At 65.4% G+C, this 15,748-nt stretch carries 16 protein-coding genes; 9 read left to right on the forward strand and 7 right to left on the reverse strand.

Going from position 1 to position 15,748, the window contains the following annotated elements:
* The first annotated feature begins 209 nt into the window (after positions 1–209).
* The gene (locus A0J57_RS26175; protein WP_153017886.1) at positions 210–1,160 is read left to right on the forward strand and encodes a hypothetical protein; all 951 of its coding nucleotides are present in this window, start codon (positions 210–212) and stop codon (positions 1,158–1,160) included.
* A gap of 76 nt (positions 1,161–1,236) precedes the next feature.
* Here A0J57_RS26175 and A0J57_RS27310 read toward each other — a convergent pair whose 3' ends face one another.
* A complete protein-coding gene (locus tag A0J57_RS27310; protein WP_061940342.1) occupies positions 1,237–2,061 on the reverse strand; it encodes a cold-shock protein in 825 nt (274 codons plus the stop codon).
* A 247-nt stretch (positions 2,062–2,308) separates the two neighbouring features.
* On the opposite strand from A0J57_RS27310, the gene A0J57_RS22430 reads away from it, so the two are divergent.
* Genes A0J57_RS22430 through A0J57_RS22440 form a run of 3 tightly spaced genes read left to right on the forward strand, consistent with a single transcriptional unit; the run spans position 2,309 to position 4,148 of the window.
* The gene (locus A0J57_RS22430; RefSeq protein WP_025552208.1) at positions 2,309–2,926 is read left to right on the forward strand and encodes a ribonuclease D; all 618 of its coding nucleotides are present in this window, start codon (positions 2,309–2,311) and stop codon (positions 2,924–2,926) included.
* Positions 2,927–2,937: 11 nt separating this feature from the next.
* Entirely contained in the window at positions 2,938–3,585 is a 648-nt protein-coding gene (gene lptC, locus A0J57_RS22435) for an LPS export ABC transporter periplasmic protein LptC (protein ID WP_044661371.1), read from the forward strand.
* Positions 3,585–4,148 carry an LptA/OstA family protein gene (locus A0J57_RS22440; protein WP_061940344.1) on the forward strand — a complete coding sequence of 188 codons (564 nt, stop codon included), beginning with the start codon at positions 3,585–3,587 and terminating at the stop codon, positions 4,146–4,148. Before lptC ends, A0J57_RS22440 begins: the two co-directional genes overlap by 1 nt.
* A gap of 221 nt (positions 4,149–4,369) precedes the next feature.
* Here A0J57_RS22440 and A0J57_RS22445 read toward each other — a convergent pair whose 3' ends face one another.
* The 4 genes from A0J57_RS22445 to A0J57_RS22460 form a co-directional block, all read right to left on the reverse strand.
* A complete protein-coding gene (locus A0J57_RS22445; protein ID WP_061940346.1) occupies positions 4,370–4,960 on the reverse strand; it encodes a histidine phosphatase family protein in 591 nt (196 codons plus the stop codon).
* 52 nt (positions 4,961–5,012) lie between these two features.
* A complete protein-coding gene (kdsB, locus tag A0J57_RS22450) occupies positions 5,013–5,822 on the reverse strand; it encodes a 3-deoxy-manno-octulosonate cytidylyltransferase (protein WP_062017416.1) in 810 nt (269 codons plus the stop codon).
* Positions 5,823–6,329: 507 nt separating this feature from the next.
* Entirely contained in the window at positions 6,330–7,337 is a 1,008-nt protein-coding gene (locus tag A0J57_RS22455) for an SIS domain-containing protein (RefSeq protein WP_044661368.1), read from the reverse strand.
* A 343-nt stretch (positions 7,338–7,680) separates the two neighbouring features.
* Complete coding sequence (locus A0J57_RS22460; RefSeq protein ID WP_048576285.1) at positions 7,681–8,691, reverse strand: NAD-dependent epimerase/dehydratase family protein; 1,011 nt, start codon at positions 8,689–8,691, stop codon at positions 7,681–7,683.
* 491 nt (positions 8,692–9,182) lie between these two features.
* Here A0J57_RS22460 and A0J57_RS22465 point away from each other — a divergent pair, with 491 nt between their 5' ends.
* Together A0J57_RS22465 and A0J57_RS22470 are read left to right on the forward strand one after the other, a co-directional pair.
* Positions 9,183–9,422 carry a hypothetical protein gene (locus tag A0J57_RS22465; RefSeq protein WP_044661366.1) on the forward strand — a complete coding sequence of 80 codons (240 nt, stop codon included), beginning with the start codon at positions 9,183–9,185 and terminating at the stop codon, positions 9,420–9,422.
* Between the two features lie 71 nt (positions 9,423–9,493).
* On the forward strand, positions 9,494–10,219 hold the full coding sequence (locus A0J57_RS22470; protein ID WP_061939351.1) for a glutamine amidotransferase: 726 nt from the start codon (positions 9,494–9,496) through the stop codon (positions 10,217–10,219).
* 149 nt (positions 10,220–10,368) lie between these two features.
* Here A0J57_RS22470 and A0J57_RS22475 read toward each other — a convergent pair whose 3' ends face one another.
* Positions 10,369–11,025 carry a glutathione S-transferase gene (locus A0J57_RS22475; RefSeq protein WP_044661365.1) on the reverse strand — a complete coding sequence of 219 codons (657 nt, stop codon included), beginning with the start codon at positions 11,023–11,025 and terminating at the stop codon, positions 10,369–10,371.
* A gap of 125 nt (positions 11,026–11,150) precedes the next feature.
* Here A0J57_RS22475 and A0J57_RS22480 point away from each other — a divergent pair, with 125 nt between their 5' ends.
* The 3 genes from A0J57_RS22480 to A0J57_RS22490 are packed head-to-tail and all read left to right on the forward strand — an operon-like array spanning position 11,151 to position 14,388.
* Positions 11,151–12,380, forward strand: a complete 1,230-nt coding sequence (locus tag A0J57_RS22480; RefSeq protein ID WP_061939353.1) for a polyhydroxyalkanoate depolymerase — start codon at positions 11,151–11,153, stop codon at positions 12,378–12,380.
* A 35-nt stretch (positions 12,381–12,415) separates the two neighbouring features.
* Positions 12,416–13,531 (forward strand): GNAT family N-acetyltransferase, encoded by a 1,116-nt coding sequence (locus A0J57_RS22485; RefSeq protein WP_061939355.1) that lies wholly within the window; start codon positions 12,416–12,418, stop codon positions 13,529–13,531.
* Entirely contained in the window at positions 13,528–14,388 is an 861-nt protein-coding gene (locus A0J57_RS22490) for a cupin-like domain-containing protein (protein WP_044661364.1), read from the forward strand. Before A0J57_RS22485 ends, A0J57_RS22490 begins: the two co-directional genes overlap by 4 nt.
* Here the strand turns inward: A0J57_RS22490 and A0J57_RS22495 are convergent.
* A complete protein-coding gene (locus tag A0J57_RS22495; RefSeq protein WP_061939290.1) occupies positions 14,366–15,421 on the reverse strand; it encodes a GNAT family N-acetyltransferase in 1,056 nt (351 codons plus the stop codon). The two genes, A0J57_RS22490 and A0J57_RS22495, sit on opposite strands and share 23 nt — an antisense overlap.
* Positions 15,422–15,748: the final 327 nt, after the last annotated feature.

Consider the following 15,748-nt stretch of genomic DNA (forward strand, 5'->3'; position numbering starts at 1 on the left):
TGACAAGAATTTCGGGTTCAGAACTTATCGTATCTGCATACGCCAAATTCCACCGACCTCGCCCAGCCCTCCAACGCTCAATGTCAGCTTGATCTCACTACAGGTCGCTGTTAGCGGAAGTGCCATTTTGGAGCTAACATACTGTTTAGTATGGCCATGTGGGGCAGTAGCAGCGTGGGCTTAGCTCACCGCTGATGGGGGAGAACTTTGTGAATAAGAGCGTGAAACGAGCATTTATCCTATCATGTGCGTTTTTGTGTTCCTGCGGAGGCGGCGAGTCAGATAACGGACAAGTCATCAGTCCGCCTTCGCCCACACCAAATCCTGCACCGACGCCAACACCGAGCCCCACACCAACCCCTGCGCCTTCATATCCAATCGCGTTCGATCCATCGCAGGACGTCAGCTTTGCAGCGCTGGCGGTCGAGCATGTGCTTCAGGATGAAAAGTTCGATTTGGGCGAAACCGCGTTCAATCGCGGCACGCTCGACACATTCATCAAATATACCGCCTCTACAAAAAGCCTGCAGGCGAGCTTTGATGGCGATTTCACGGAATTCAACGCGTCGGAGATGAATATCGATCGATCTGACCTGATCAACTACAGCCGGTCACTATCATATGGTTATCAAAGGTTGGGCGTTGGTAGGCCACGCCCAGATATTCTTTATATAAATGAAGCAGGCCAATCGTCTTCGATACAAGATGTCTCCGCTCCATCCCAAGTTGATACAAAAATTGTAGAGCGCATCTATCTTGGTGGATCAGCAACCACTTTGCCCGACATACCTCGTTCCGGCACTTCAAATTATTCCAGTAACTTAGCCATTTCTCAGCGCGGGCCGCAGAATAATACGATAGTGGCATCGAATTTCTATGTAAAAATCGATCATCAAACCGGAGAAATAACAGCCACTATTTCGGCATATGATGCATTGCAGCCTGTAACCTATTTGACCCTAAATTTGACTGGAACTATCTCGTCCTCCGGCACTTCCATTAGTGGCGACGTGACCAGTATCGACGGGAAGTATTCAGGTCAATTTATCGGACGCTTGTTTGGCCCCAAGGGAATCGAACTAGGGTTATTATTTAAGATGACTCACAAAGATAGCGGCGCCCGACTCATCGGCCATCTTATCGGGCGCACTGGCCAATAACATTCCATAGATAAAAAAAGGGGCCGCCGGGCAGGCGACCCCTTTTATCCTCTCCCTAAAGCGGGCAGGCCGTTCTTTAGTCGGCCTTCGTCTGAAGGTTGACGGCCGCATATTTGCCGCGGCGGTCGACTTCCAGTTCGAAGTCGAGGCGGTCTCCTTCATTCAGGGCGCTCATGCCAGCGCGTTCGACGGCGCTGATGTGCACGAATGCGTCGGGCTGGCCGTCGTCGCGCTGGATGAAGCCGAAGCCCTTCATTGCGTTGAAGAACTTGACCGTGCCGCTGGCGCGTTCGCCGGTGAGCTGGCGCTGCGGGCCGCGGTCGCCACCGCCCGGGCGATCGCCGAAGCCGCCGGCGCGGGGTTCGCGGGGGGCGCGTTCGGTGACGGGGAGCGGTTCGCCCTCGATCTTGAGATCGGTGGCCGACACCTTGCCGCCGCGATCCACCAGGGTGAAGCCGAGCGGCTGGCCTTCGGCGAGGCCCGTCAGGCCCGCCTGCTCGACGGCGCTGATGTGGACGAACACGTCTTCGCCGCCATCGTCGCGGACGATGAAGCCGAAGCCCTTCTGCCCGTTGAAGAATTTGACCACGCCGGTGCCTTCACCGACGACCTGCGCGGGCATGCCGCGGCCACCGCCGCCGAAACCGCCGCCGCCGCCGCGACCACCGCCAAAGCCGCCGCCACCGCCGCCGCCGAAACCGCCACGGTCGCCGCCGAAGCCACCACCGCCGCCGCCACCGAAGCGGTCGCCGCCGCCGAAGCCACCACGATCACCACCGAAACCGCCGCGGTCGAACCCACCGCCGAAGCCGCCACGGCCGCCTTCATAGAAACTGTCGTCGCCGAAACTGTCGCGCTTGTCCTTGCCGCGCCCGCCGCGGCGACCTCTATCAAAACTCATGCCCTGTTGGTCACTTTCGCTTCGCCCCAGACTAAACCAGACAAGCATGTCGGGCGAATGACATGCAGAATCCACCGCTCACGCGCGGTTTGGGAATCACTATATCAACTTTTCCGGGACAGGCGAATGATTTTTGAGGCGGGTAAAAGGCCTGAAAATGGCGGCTTTGCGACCGCCCCGGTCGCCTTTCGTTCCCGGTCGCCAAGGGGCGATTGCGAACCGGCGGCTTTGGCCATAGAGGGGAAGCATGACCGTCCATTTCCATGAAGAGGATTTGCCCGAGGGCGTCCTTGCCCCCGGCCCGATCGCCGTCGACACCGAAACCATGGGGCTGATCACGCCCCGCGACCGCCTGTGCGTCGTGCAGATCAGCGACGGCGGGGGGGACGAGCATCTGGTCCGCTTCAACCCCGGCAGCGATTATGCCGCGCCGAACCTGCGCGCGGCGCTGGCCGATCCGGAGCGGCTGAAGCTCTATCATTTCGGGCGTTTCGACATTGCGGCGATACGCCATTATCTGGGCGTGGTGGCGGCGCCCGTCTATTGCACCAAGATCGCGTCGCGGCTGGTGCGGACCTATACCGACCGGCATGGCCTTAAAGAACTGGTGCGCGAGCTGCTGGGGCAGGAGATCAGCAAGCAGCAGCAGTCGAGCGACTGGGGCGCGCCCGTGCTGTCCGACGCGCAGAAGGATTATGCGGCGTCGGACGTCCGGTACCTGCATGCGTTGAAGGCGGAGCTGGACAAGCGGCTGGTGCGCGAGGGGCGGATGGAACTGGCGCAGGCCTGTTTCGATTTCCTGCCGCACCGGGCGGAGCTGGACCTGGCGGGTTGGCCGGAGATCGACATCTTCGCGCATATGTGAGGGCTGAACCCATGTCGATACAGGCCGATCAGCAACGCAATGTGCGCCGTCACTGGGCGCGGCCGGGGGGGAGCCACGACCGGCTGGTCGGGCTGCTCAAGAACTGGTTGCCGGTGTCGGTGGGCGTGCTGGCGGCGTTGCTGGCGACGGCGCCCTTCACCGGGGGAGACAAGGTGAGCTTCGTGCTCGACAAGAACAAGGTCGAGGTGGCGAAGGAGCGGATGCGCGTGACCGAGGCGCTCTATCGCGGGGAGGACAGCAAGGGGCAGCCCTTTTCCCTGCGGGCGGGTTCTGCCGTGCAGAAGAGTTCGCGCGAGCCGATCGTCGACCTTAACGACATGTCGGCGCGGATCCTGCTGTCCGACGGGCAGGCGCTGCTGCGGGCGCAGAAGGGGCGGTACGACATGGATACCGAGCGGGTCGCGATCGACGGGCCGGTGCAGTTCCAGTCGGAGGGCGGATACCGGATGACCACGCGGGACGTGGGCGTGGACCTCAAGACGCGGCGGATGCAGAGCGCGGGGCGGGTCGACGGGCGGATACCCATCGGAACGTTCAGCGGCGACCATCTGGAGGCCGACCTGAGCGCTCGGACGGTGACGCTGAACGGGCGGGCGAGCTTGCGTATCGAACAAAATGGTCTCAAAGGGCAAAGGTGATGAGAAAGCCCCTTCTTTTGCTGTCGCTGGGCGCGGTGGGCGCGGCGGGCCTCCTTTATGCGGGGGCGGACGCGCAGGTGCTGAAGAATCATGACAGCAATGCGCCGGTCAACTTCACCGCCGACCGGATCGAGGTGCAGGACCGCGCCGACCGCGTCGTGGTGTCGGGCAATGTTGAGGTGACGCAGGCGGGCATGACGCTGAATGCGGCGCGGATGACGGTGGCTTACCGGAACCAGCCGGGGGGCGGGACCGGGCCGGGCGGCGTGGAGATCGACCGGATCGATGCGTCCGGCAATGTCGTGGTGCGCAAGGCGGACCAGACGGCGAAGGGCAATGTCGCGATCTACGATCTCAACAGCAGGCTGATCACCATGCTGGGCAATGTGTCGCTGACGCAGGGGGCGAACCGGCTGACCGGGGGGCGGCTGGTGATCGACCTGACCAGCGGGCGCTCGACCGTGGACGGGCGGGCTGCCGGGGGCGGCGGTCCGGGGGTTTCCGGGAGCGGCTCGGGCGGGCGCGTGTCGGGGACTTTCACGGTGCCGCAGCGGAAGGATTGAGCCGGGGCGACGTAAGGAGCTTGGGCGACGTAAGGAGCTTGGGCGGAGTTGGATGAAGGGGGCGGGCCTGCGGCCCGCGCGATCCGTTGGGTCGCAACCCCCTCACCCAGCTACGACTAGGCAGCAAGCTGCCAAGTCTGCGCAGCCCTCTCCCTTGAGGGAGAGGGATAATGGGGGTTTGCTGACTGCCGTTGGTTGCCGTTTTGGGCTTTCGGCGGCGGTTATGGGCGGACGTCCCACCGGATGAGATCGACCTCGCCCCCTCCCCCCACCGTCAGTTCGCCGAAGGCGCCGGTGCGGAGTTTGAGGTCGGCGAGCGGCAGGCCTAGCGCAAGGAGCGCGAAGCGGGCGGCGCCGTTGCTGGTGACGAGGAGATCGGCGCCCTCCCCTGCTTGCGCGAACCATTGCTTCCAGGCGGCGATGCGCGGTTCGGCGTCGACTTTCCAGTCCTTGGGGGGGATGCCCTGTTCGTCCCAGGCGGCTAGGGCCTGGGGGCCGAGGCGGGTCAGGACCTGCGCTTCGGGTTGGCCTTCGTCGGGGCCGTGGTCGATCTCGTTGAGCCAGGGAAGGGAGCCGTCGCTGGCGTGGCCGGTGGCGGCGGCGATGCGGGCGGCGGTCTGCCGGGCGCGGAGGAGCGGGCTGCTGTGGAGGCGGCGGATCGGCAAGTTCTGCGCCGCGAACCAGACGCCGAGGCGGTCGGCCTGGGCATGGCCGCTTTCCACCAGCGGAATGTCGGTGCGCGCGCCGATGCGGCGGGCCTGCGCGCTGCTTTCGAAGGTGTTGCCGTGGCGGATGATGAAGATGCGGCGCATGGACCGATGATGTTTCCCGACTTCGCTCGAAACGAACGGAAGATGTTGAGGATCAGGGGGTGGGATCGCCATGGGCGGCGATCAGCGCCTCGGCACGGGCGATGTCGGCTTCGGTGTCGATGCCGGAGCTGTCGAAGACCGGCGGGGATACCGGGACGGTGGTGACGGGGATGCCGAGTTCGAGCAGGCGGAGCTGTTCGAGGCCTTCGAGATTTTCCAGCGCCGTGGGGGGCGTGGCTTCGAAGCGGGTCAGGGCTTCGAGCGTGTAGCCGTAGAGGCCGACATGGCGCCAGACCGGGGAAAGCGGCTGGCTTTGGCGCAGGGCGTCCTCGTTGCGGATGGCGGGGATGATGGTCTTCGAGAACCAGAGGGCGCGGCCGTCGGGCGCGCGGGCGCAGGTGGTGCCGCTGAAGGGCGAGCGGGTCTTGTGGTCGCGCAGGGCGTCGAGCGCGGGCCAGTCGAGGGCGATGACGGGGGTGGCGACCTGTGCGCCGGATTCCAGCGCGGCGATGACGGCGCGGAGGGCGTCCTGAGGCTGGAAGGGGCTGTCGCCCTGGAGGTTGACGATGAAGCGGGGTTGGCTGTCGCACTGGCGGGCGGCGGCGAGGGCGCGGCCGGAACCGGTGGCGATGGCGCTGTCGGTCAGGGCGGCGTCGCAGCCCGCGGCGCGGGCGTGGGCGGCGATTTCCGCGTCGTCGGTGGCGACGAGCAGCTGGATGTCGGAGAGGCCGGTCGTGGCGGCGCGGGCCATGGCGATGGTCCGGTGCAGCAGCGTGCGGCCCGCGATCAGGCGCAGCGGCTTGCGCGGGAGGCGGGAGGAGCCGGCGCGGGCGGGGATGACGATGAGGGTGGGCGGGGTCATTTCAGGAGCAATGCCGTTGAGGAGCTGCGTGAAGGGGCATGTGCGGAAAGGCGGTCAGGGGGCGGGACCGGGCTGGGTGGACGGATCGGGATGGGGGACATGGCCATTTTACGACCTTCCTTATCCATGGAGGGAGAAGGATGGGAAGCCTTGGCGACGAAGGAGCCTGGGCTGATCTGGATAAGGGGGAGCGGGCCTGCGGCCCGCGCGATCCGTTGGATCGCAACCCCCTCACCCAGCTACGACTAGGCAGCAAGCTGCCAAGTCTGCGCAGCCCTCTCCCTCGAGGGAGAGGGATNGGCCCGCGCGATCCGTTGGATCGCAACCCCCTCACCCAGCTACGACTAGGCAGCAAGCTGCCAAGTCTGCGCAGCCCTCTCCCTCGAGGGAGAGGGATAATGGGGGTGTCCGCTTTCCACCCAAATCGATCAGGCTGAAGAACCCCGAATTTGTCCGCCCCGGCTTTCGCCTTTGCGCGAGTGTGGTCGTCCCTGGGGCGAATGGCGCTCAGGCGACGCCCGCGTGGAGGAGGTCGTGCATGTGGAGCGCGCCGACCAGGCGGTCCTTTTCGCAGACGAAGAGGAGCGTGATATTATGGTCGTGCATCAGGCGGAGCGCTTCGGAAGCCAGTTCTTCCGGGCCGACCGACACGGGCCTGACCGTCATGTAGCGGCCGACCGGCTCGTTCATGTGGCGGGTGCCGGTGACGGTGCGGCGCAGGTCGCCGTCGGTGAAGGCGCCGATCAGTTCGCCCTTGCCGTTGACCACCGCCGTGCCGCCAAGCCGGGCGCGGGTCATTTCGATGGTGGCGTCGAGCAGCGAGGCGTCCTCCTCCACGCGGGGCACGTCGCCGCCCGAGGCCATGAGTTCGCGCACCTTGACGAGCTGCGCGCCGAGCCGGCCATTGGGATGGAATTTATGGAAGTCGTCCGCCGAGAAGCCGCGCATTTCCATGAGCGCGATGGCGAGCGCGTCCCCGAAGGCCATCTGGATCGTGGTGGAGGTGGTGGGCGCCAGCGAATTGGGGCACGCTTCCTTCACGTCGGGCATCAGGATGCAGATGTCGGACGCCGCCGCGACCGTGCTGCGCTTGCGCGCGGTCATGCCCAGCAGGGGGATGGCGAAGCGCTTGCAATATTGGATGATCGGGCCGAGTTCGTTGGATTCGCCCGAATGGGACAGCATCAGCACGACGTCGTCCGGCGTGACCATGCCCAGATCGCCATGGCCCGCGTCGGCGGGGTGCAGGAAGATGGCGGGCGTGCCGGTCGAGGTGAGCGTCGCCGTCATCTTGCGCGCGACGATGCCGCTCTTGCCCATGCCGGTGACGATCAGGCGGCCGCGCACATTCATGATGATGCCGACCAGCCGCAGGAAGGTCGCCGAAAATTCCCGGTCGTTGAACTGGTTTTCGAGAGCGCTCAGCCCTTCGGCCGCGATGGACAATGTCCGGCGCGCGGTTTCCGCAATGCGCCCGCCTGAGCCGAATGGCACGATCTTCGTTACTGTCGACACGCGTAAGCCCTTTTTTCCACCGCCGCCGCCGGCTTTTTCCGACTGACGACAGCGGCGACGATCCACCGTCCCAGGGTGTTCCGTCCTTACCTCGTTCCGCGACCCGACCGGTCGAAACGACCGGCACCCGGCTGCCGGGGATAAGCGTCTTCCCCTAGTATTGGCAATCGATTTCGCAAGCGCGAATGATGATTTCCGCGCCATTAACGCCACAATGGATGAAAAAGCGATGAGCCGCCGAATAATATCGGCGGATGGCGGAACCTTTTACGAGGGAAGCGGTTGTGGGGCGCCGTGCTGCATTGCGCCACGCTCAGGGGAATAAACCTGTAAAGGGCGCCGTTTATGCGCCTGCCGCCCCACCATGATAGGCGCGGTACCAGTCGACGAAGCGGGGCACCCCCAGTTCGATCCCGGTGGTCGGCGCGAAGCCGATGTCCTGCGCGATGGCGCTGATGTCCGCGAAGGTCGCCGGCACGTCTCCCGGCTGCATCGGCTGGAAGTCGATCTCCGCCTTGCGGCCGCAGGCTTCCTCCAGGACGGAGATGAGGTGCATCAACTCCTCGGGCCGGTTGTTGCCGATATTGTAGAGCCGGTGGGGCGAGCGGCTGCCCCCCGCCTTGGGCGCGCCGTCATCTTCCGGCGCATGGTCGAGGCAGCCGATCACGCCGCTGACGATGTCGTCTATATAGGTGAAGTCGCGCTGCATCCGGCCGTGGTTGAAGACGGGGATCGGCTGGCCCGAGAGGATTTTCGAGGTGAAGATCCACATCGCCATGTCGGGGCGGCCCCACGGGCCGTAGACGGTGAAGAATCGCAGGCCCGTCATGGGAATGCGGAAGAGATGGGCGTAGGTCTCGCTCATCAGCTCGTCCGCGCGCTTGGTCGCGGCATAGAGCGAGACGGGGTGGTCGGCGCGATCCTCCACCCGGAAGGGCAGCGTGTCGTTGCCGCCATAGACCGAGGAGGAGGAGGCGTAGACGAGGTGCCGCACCCGCCTTTCCCGCGCCACTTCCAGCATGTTGACATGGCCCGCGAGGTTGGAGCGGACATAGGCGTGCGGGTTGATCAGCGAATAGCGCACGCCCGCCTGCGCCCCCAGATGGACGATCGCGTCGACGGGATGGTCGTGCAGCGCCGTCTGGAGCGCGTCCATGTCGGCGAAGTCCAGCTCCGCGAAGGTGAACAGGCCGCCATGGCGATCGTGCAGGGCGGCGATCCGGTCCCGCTTCAGCGAGACGGGGTAATAGTCGTTCATATTGTCGATGCCGAAGACGGCGCGGCCTTCGGACAGAAGACGGTCCGCGACGGCCATGCCGATGAAGCCGGCGGCGCCGGTCACGAGGATTGTCATGGGTTGCGGGTTCCTGTCCTTGCCTTGGCGCTGGAGTCTTTCACAGACAATCCGGGAGGCGATGTAAAGGGCTTTCCCCAGAAGCTCCGTGTTAGTCCCTAAAAATTGCCGGGGAGGGATGCGGATGGGCTGGCGGAAATGGGTGGTTTCCTGCCATCAAGCCCCTCCCCTTCAGGGTCAAACGAGGCACGTGACTCGTTTGAAGGGTTGGGGTGGGGGAGTGCCTCTACAGGCTGAGTTTGCGCGTGGGGCACGCCCCCACCCCTCGGTCCCCTCCCCTGAAGGGGAGGGGAAGCATTGGCGTCCGGTAGCCCCGGCCAGATGGGATATTGGATGAGGGTGGGACTGCATAAGGGTGGGACTGCATAAGGGCGGGACTGGGACCGGCCCTTGCAGACACGCGACTTGCCCGGATCGAGTCCAGATCACCCAAAGCCACTATTCAGGTCCGCCTTCGGCAAGCTAGACCATCCCTTTTCCTGGGGGATGGATTGCCGATCCTTGTCGAAATCGCCGGATGGCTGGGCGCGTTGCTGGTGTTGGGCGCCTATCTGCTCGTGTCGAGCGGGCATGTGTCCGGCAAGTCGGCCCTGTTCCAAGGGATGAACGCTCTGGGTTCGACGCTGTTCATCCTCAACACATGGTGGCACGGCGCCATCCCCTCGATGGTGCTCAACATCATCTGGCTCGGCATAGGCGCGGTCGCGTTGATGCGCATCGCCCGCCAATAGCCCTCATTTCAAAAACCCAAGAAAGGCTGGGGTGGCAGGCCATGTTCTCTTTGGCTACCAGCATGGTGGAGATGAAGAAAGCGCTGATCGTCCGACATGTGCCGCGGGAGGGAGCGGCAGGCTATCTCCAGCCGATCGAGGCCGCGGGCTATGCGATCGAACGGATCGACGTCGCCAGCCCCGACTTTGCCGATGTCGACCTCTGCACCCCGGACCTGTTGATCATGATGGGCGGCCCGATGGGCGTCTATGAGCAGGACCTGCACCCCTGGATTCCGCTCCAGATCGAAAAGCTGTCCGCCCGGCTGGAGCAGGACCTGCCGACCCTGGGCGTCTGCCTGGGCAGCCAGATGATCGCCGCCGCGCTCGGCGCGCCCGTCTATCCCGGCGGGCGGATGGAGTTGGGATTCGCGCCGGTCATGCTGAACGAGGCGGGCGCGGAATCCCCGCTGCGCCATCTGGACGGCGTGCCCGTCCTCCACTGGCACAGCGACACTTTCGACATGCCGACCGGGGTCGAGCTGCTGGCGTCGACCGAAAACTATGCTCATCAGGCCTTTCGCCGCGGCCCCAACCTGCTGGCGCTGCAATTCCACGCGGAAATGGGCGAAGACCCGCGTTTCGAGGATTGGCTCACGCATTTCTGGGCCGATCTCGACATAGCGAAGCAATGCGGCACTGCCCTTCGGCAGGATCATGCCGACCATGGCCCCGCAGCCGTCGCTGCCGGACGCGCGATGATCGGCGAGTGGTTGAGCGGAATCGGGAACCAGGACCGATCGGCATTCAGGCTATGACGGCCTGCAAATGAGAGCGCGCGGCCTGCGTCCGATTGAACGCAGCGCGCCCCAGAGCATCGTGCGCAAAAGTGGGAACCGGTTTTGCGCTTAAAACGATGCGGCAACAAAAGCTTGCGCGACCTGCGTGCGATTGAACGCAGCGCGCCCTAAAATTCGACTTCCAGTTCCTCGACCTCATCCTTCTCCCCGCGGGCGGCGTCGATCCACTCGCGCATCAGGTCCCAGTCGTTGCTCCAGTTGCAATAGGCGGCCGACCGCTCCGACAGCGCCACGGCATAGGTCAGGAAACGCTGCGCCACGGGGGCGAACATCGCATCGGCCACGGTCGGCCTTTCCCCGAACAGCCAGGGTCCGCCATAGGCGCCGAGGCATTCGGTCCAGATTTCCTCGATCCGCTCGATGTCCTGCTTGGCCCCGGAAAAGACCGGGAACTTTTCGTGCCGCACCTTCAGGTTCATGGGCAGGGCCGAGCGCAGGTTGATGAAGCCGGAGTGGATTTCGCCCGAAACCGAACGGCAGTGCGCCCGCGCGATCCGCTCCGCGGGATAAAGGCCGGCATGCGGATAGAGTTCATGCAGATATTCCGCAATGGCGAGCGTATCCCACACGCCCGCCCCCTCATGGGTCAGGCGGGGCACCAGCACGGACGGCGACAGAAGCAGCAATTCCGCCCGGTTTTCCGGATCGTCGAGCGCAATCGTCTTTTCCACGACCTTCAGCCCGGCCATGCGGCACAACAGCCATCCGCGCAGGGACCAGGACGAATAAGTCTTGCTGGAAATGGTGAGTTCGGCGTCGGCCATGGCGTTCCTCCCGCTTCATCCCTATGTTTCATCAATCATGATGCGGTGCAATATGCAAAACCTGTATAACGGTCCGGCATGGGACCGAATCGGCACCGAAAGAGCTTAGGACGCGTTTGAGCAAGATGATGATGCTATATAGCGGCTATCAGGCCTGGAACGACATGATGGCCCCTGCGCGCTTCGGTGCTCAGATCGCTCTCTCCTTCAAGGACAAGATGGGACCGGTGGCGGATTGGGCCATGCCCCGCCGCATGTTCGCGCTGATGGACGTGTTCCAGGGCGCGAAGCTGACGCATCGCCGGCCGGCCTATGGCATAACGGAGGTTCATAGCGGCAATGCGGTGGTCGCCGTGCGGGAAGAGGTGGCGCTGGACCTGCCCTTCGGCAACCTGCTGCACTTCGCGAAGGACGATGTCGAAACGCCGCAGCCCAGGGTGCTGGTGGTTGCCCCCATGTCGGGCCATTTCTCGACCCTGCTGCGCAACACCGTCCAGACGCTGCTGCGCGACCATGACGTGTACATCACCGACTGGAAGAACGCCCGGGACGTGCCGCTGAGCGCCGGGCGCTTCGGATTCGACGATTATGTCGACTACATCATGACCTTCATGCAGGAAATCGGGCCGGGATCGCATCTGGTTTCGGTGTGCCAGCCCTGCGTGCCCGCCATGGCGGCGGTGTCGATCATGTCGGAGGACAAGGACCCGGCGACGCCGCGCTCCATGACGCTGATGGGCGGACCGATCGACACGCGCGCCGCGCCCACGGTCGTCAACGAACTGGCCAATGAGCAGTCGATCAAATGGTTCGAGGAAAATCTGATCAGCCTGGTGCCGATGCGCTATGCCGGGCGCGGCCGGCGGGTCTATCCCGGCTTCCTCCAGCTTTCCGCCTTCATGTCGATGAACATGGACCGGCATGGCGCCGCGCACCGCGAGCTTTACCAGCTGCTGGCCGACGGCAGGCAGGTCGAGGCGGACAAGATCAAGACCTTTTACGAGGAATATTTCGCCGTGCTCGACATGACGGCGGAATTTTATCTGGAAACGGTGGACAAGGTGTTCCAGCGGACGCTGCTGGCCAAGGGCGAACTCACCTATCGCGGGCGGAAGGTCAATCCGGGCGCCATCCACAAGACGGCGCTGCTGACGGTCGAAGGGGAAAAGGACGACGTGTGCGCCGTGGGCCAGACCGCGGCCGCCCATACGCTCTGCACGGGCCTGCGCCCGCATCTGAAACGCCATCACCTGCAGCCGGGCGTCGGCCATTATGGCGTCTTTTCCGGCAGCAAATGGGAAAAGCAGGTCTATCCGCAGGTGCGGAACATGATCCTGGCGATGAACGCGGGTTAGCCTTTCCCTAATCATTGGCGGATATGGCCGGGGGCATGGACATGGCTTCCCATCCCGCAATGGCGCATGCGCGCGCCTATGCGCCGGTGCAGCGGGCGCGCTGGGCCGCGCTGGCGGACGCGGCGGCGGAGGCCAATGCCTTCTACATGCCCGACATGCTGTGTGCGGCGCTGGACCATCTGGCGGGCGGCACCGCCGTGCGCATGCTGGAGGCGCAGCGGGACGGGGAACTGATCGGGCTGATGCCCGTGGTCGTCGCGGCGCGGCATGGGCGGTTGCCGCTGCGCTGCGTCACCAACTGGATGCACGATCATTGCTTCTTCGGCGCGCCGCTGATCCGGCGGGGGGAGGAAGTGGCGGCGTGGCGGGGATTGCTGGAGCAGCTGGACGAGGCGGACTGGGCGCCGGGCTTCCTGCATCTGCGGGGGCTGGACGCGGCGGGGGCGAATGCGGCGGCGCTGGAGGCGCTGTGCGTCGAGCAGCGGCGCGGGCGGCGGGAGGTGCATCGGTACGACCGGGCGATGCTGCGGTCGGAACTGGACGCGGACGCCTATTGGGAAACCAATGTGCGGGCCAAGAAGCGCAAGGAATTGCGGCGCCTGCAGAAGCGGCTGGCCGAACTGGGCACGATCGGGAGCCGGTTGCTGGGCGACGGGGCGGAGCTGGCCGCGTGGTGCGGGGAATTTCTGGCGCTGGAGGCTGCGGGCTGGAAGGGGGCCGAAGGATCGGCGCTGGCCTGCAGGGATGAGGATGCGGCTTTCTTCCGGGCGGCCTGCGCGGCGGCTTTCGAGAACGGGCGGCTGCATTTCCTGCGCATGGACCTGGATGGGCGGGCGATCGCGATGCTGGTCAATTTCCGGCATGGCGAAGGGGCCTTTTCCTTCAAGATCGCCTTTGACGAGGCGCTAGGGCGCTTTTCGCCGGGGGTGCTGATCGAGATCGCCAATCTGCAGGCGGTGCTGGGCGATCCCGCCATTGGCTGGATGGATAGCTGCGCGGCGGCGGATCATCCGATGATCGACAGCCTGTGGGGCGAGCGGCGGACGATCACGCAATATCGCATCGCGCTGCGGGGTGCGGGACGAAGCGTCGCCTTTGCGCTGGCCAATGGCGTGGAGGCGCTGGGGCAGAGGTTGAAGGGGCAGATATGAACGCGGTGAGCGCCATCGAGGCGGCGGTGTTTCCGGAAGAGGCGCGGGCGGCCTTCGCGGCGGCTTATCCGGACAGGGCGGCGAAGTTGAGCCATGGGCTGGCGGGGCATGCGCTGCTGACTCTGGAGGCTCTGGCCGGGCTGGCGGAGCGGATGCCGGCCGCTTCGGTCGAGTATAATCTGGGCAAGCTGCCTCTGGGGGTGCGGGCGGAGGATACGCCGTCCAACGGGCTGACGCTGGGCGAGACGATCCGGACCATCGAGACCAACGGCAGTTGGGCGGTGCTGAAGAATGTCGAGCGGGACGCGGATTATGGCGCGCTGCTGGACCGGGCGCTGGCGGAACTGGCGCCGCTGGTGGAGCGGGAGACCGGGCCGATGCTGCATCGGGAGGCGTTCATCTTCCTGTCCTCGCCCGGCAGCGTGACGCCGTTCCACATGGACCCGGAGCATAATATCCTGCTCCAGATCCGGGGCGAGAAGACGATGACGGTCTTTCCGGCGGGCGACGAGGAACTGGTGCCGGCGGTGCAGAGCGAGGCCTTCCATGCGGGCGGGCATCGCAATCTGGACTGGCGGGACGGGTTTCGCGAGCGGGGCATGGCGGTGACGCTGTTGCCGGGCGATGCGATCCATGTCCCGGTCAAGGCGCCGCATTTCGTGGAGAATGGCCCTGTCGTTTCGGTCAGCCTGTCGGTGACGTGGCGGTCGGAGCGGAGCGTGGCGGAGGGCGAGTTGCACAGCCTGAACGCGCTGCTGCGGCGGCGCGGGCTGCCGGTCGGGCGGATCGGGGCGCGGCCGGAGGCGCAGGGCGCGCGGCGGATCGCCTACCGCATCATGCGGAAGCTGGGCGTCTGAGGATTTTGCGCAAGGCGGCCTCGGCTTCGAGGCGGGGGCTGAAGCGGTCGACCTGCCACCATTCAAGGGCTTCCTCGCGGGTGGCGAGGCTCTGCTTGTAGCGGTCCTTGCCCGCGAGCAGCGAGTAGAGCGCGAGGCCGCGGGCGGCGTAGTGGTCGACGGCGGCGGCGTGGCACAGCAGGCCGGGCTTGTCCTTCGGCGCGCGGGGGGCGGCGAAGGCGGACTGGTAGTTCATCGCTATGCCGTCGTGAAGGAAGTTGAGGAGCAGGCCGACGATTCCGCCGCCATCGGTGAAGCGCAGCAGTTCGACCTTTTCGTCGCGGTTTGCGAGGGTGGCGGCGAAGCGGCGGAAGGCGGGGTCGTCCCAGGCATTGTCGGCGTGGCGGCCGGTGTTGAGGGACCGCATTTCGTCCAGCCATGGGACGATGTCGGCTGGGGCGGCTTTGGCGATGGCCGGGAGCGCGCCGCCATGGTCCTTGAGGGCGCGGCGGATCTGGGCGCGGCTGTTGGAACTGAGCAGCGACAGATAGTCGGCGGCGCGGACGGCGGCGAGGTCGACCTGATAGACCGGGGAGCGGTCGAGGCGGGTCTTGCGGCGGGCGGGGATTGTCAGGAGCGGCGAGTCGGGGGCGATGCCGCTGAGGCGGAGGGTGCGCCAGTCGTTGCGGTTTTGCAGGGCCTGGAGGGCGGCCCGTGTCGCCTCCCCTTCCCTGCCCTTTGCGGCGAGCAGGCCGTTATATTCGATGAAGGGGCGGTCGGCGCCGGGGTCGCCGGACTGGTTGAGCGACAGGGTGGCGCTGCGGCCCAGCAGGCGGGGTTGCAGGGCATGGCCGAAGAGGGCGAGCGCGACGTCCCGGCCCTGCGCATCGGTGACGGCGAGCAGTTCGGGGCGGACGGCGTAGCTTTCCAGCCAGGCGCCGGTCCAGGCCCAGCCGAGGAAGAAGCTGGCGGCGGCGCGGGACTCCAGCGCCTGCCAGCGGGGGGCGAGGCTCGCGAGGTCGGGCAGGCGGGTGAAGTGGGCGGTGAGGGCCATTGCGGGCCCCCTTTTGGCAGAGCGGCGGTGGGGGTCAAGCTTGCAGCACCTCAAGCTGTATGGGCAGGTGGGGAATGGCCAATTCAAGACCTTCCCCTCCCGCAGGCGGGAAGGGTTAGGGGTGGGCGCGAGCGTAGCGAGCTTCCAGCTTAGCCGTTGCAAAACAGCGCTGATGTCGCGCCAGCCCACCCCCTAGCCCCCTCCCGCAGGCGGGAGGGGGAATGGCAGGAATCCACCCAAACCGGTCGGGACCATCACAATTCGCGGCGCAGGGCGGGGTCTATGCTGCCGTCGGGGCGGACGCCGGCGCGTTTCAGGTCGCGGGCC

Origin of the sequence: Sphingobium sp. 22B (assembly GCF_001580035.1) — a bacterium.
GTDB lineage: Bacteria > Pseudomonadota > Alphaproteobacteria > Sphingomonadales > Sphingomonadaceae > Sphingobium > Sphingobium fuliginis.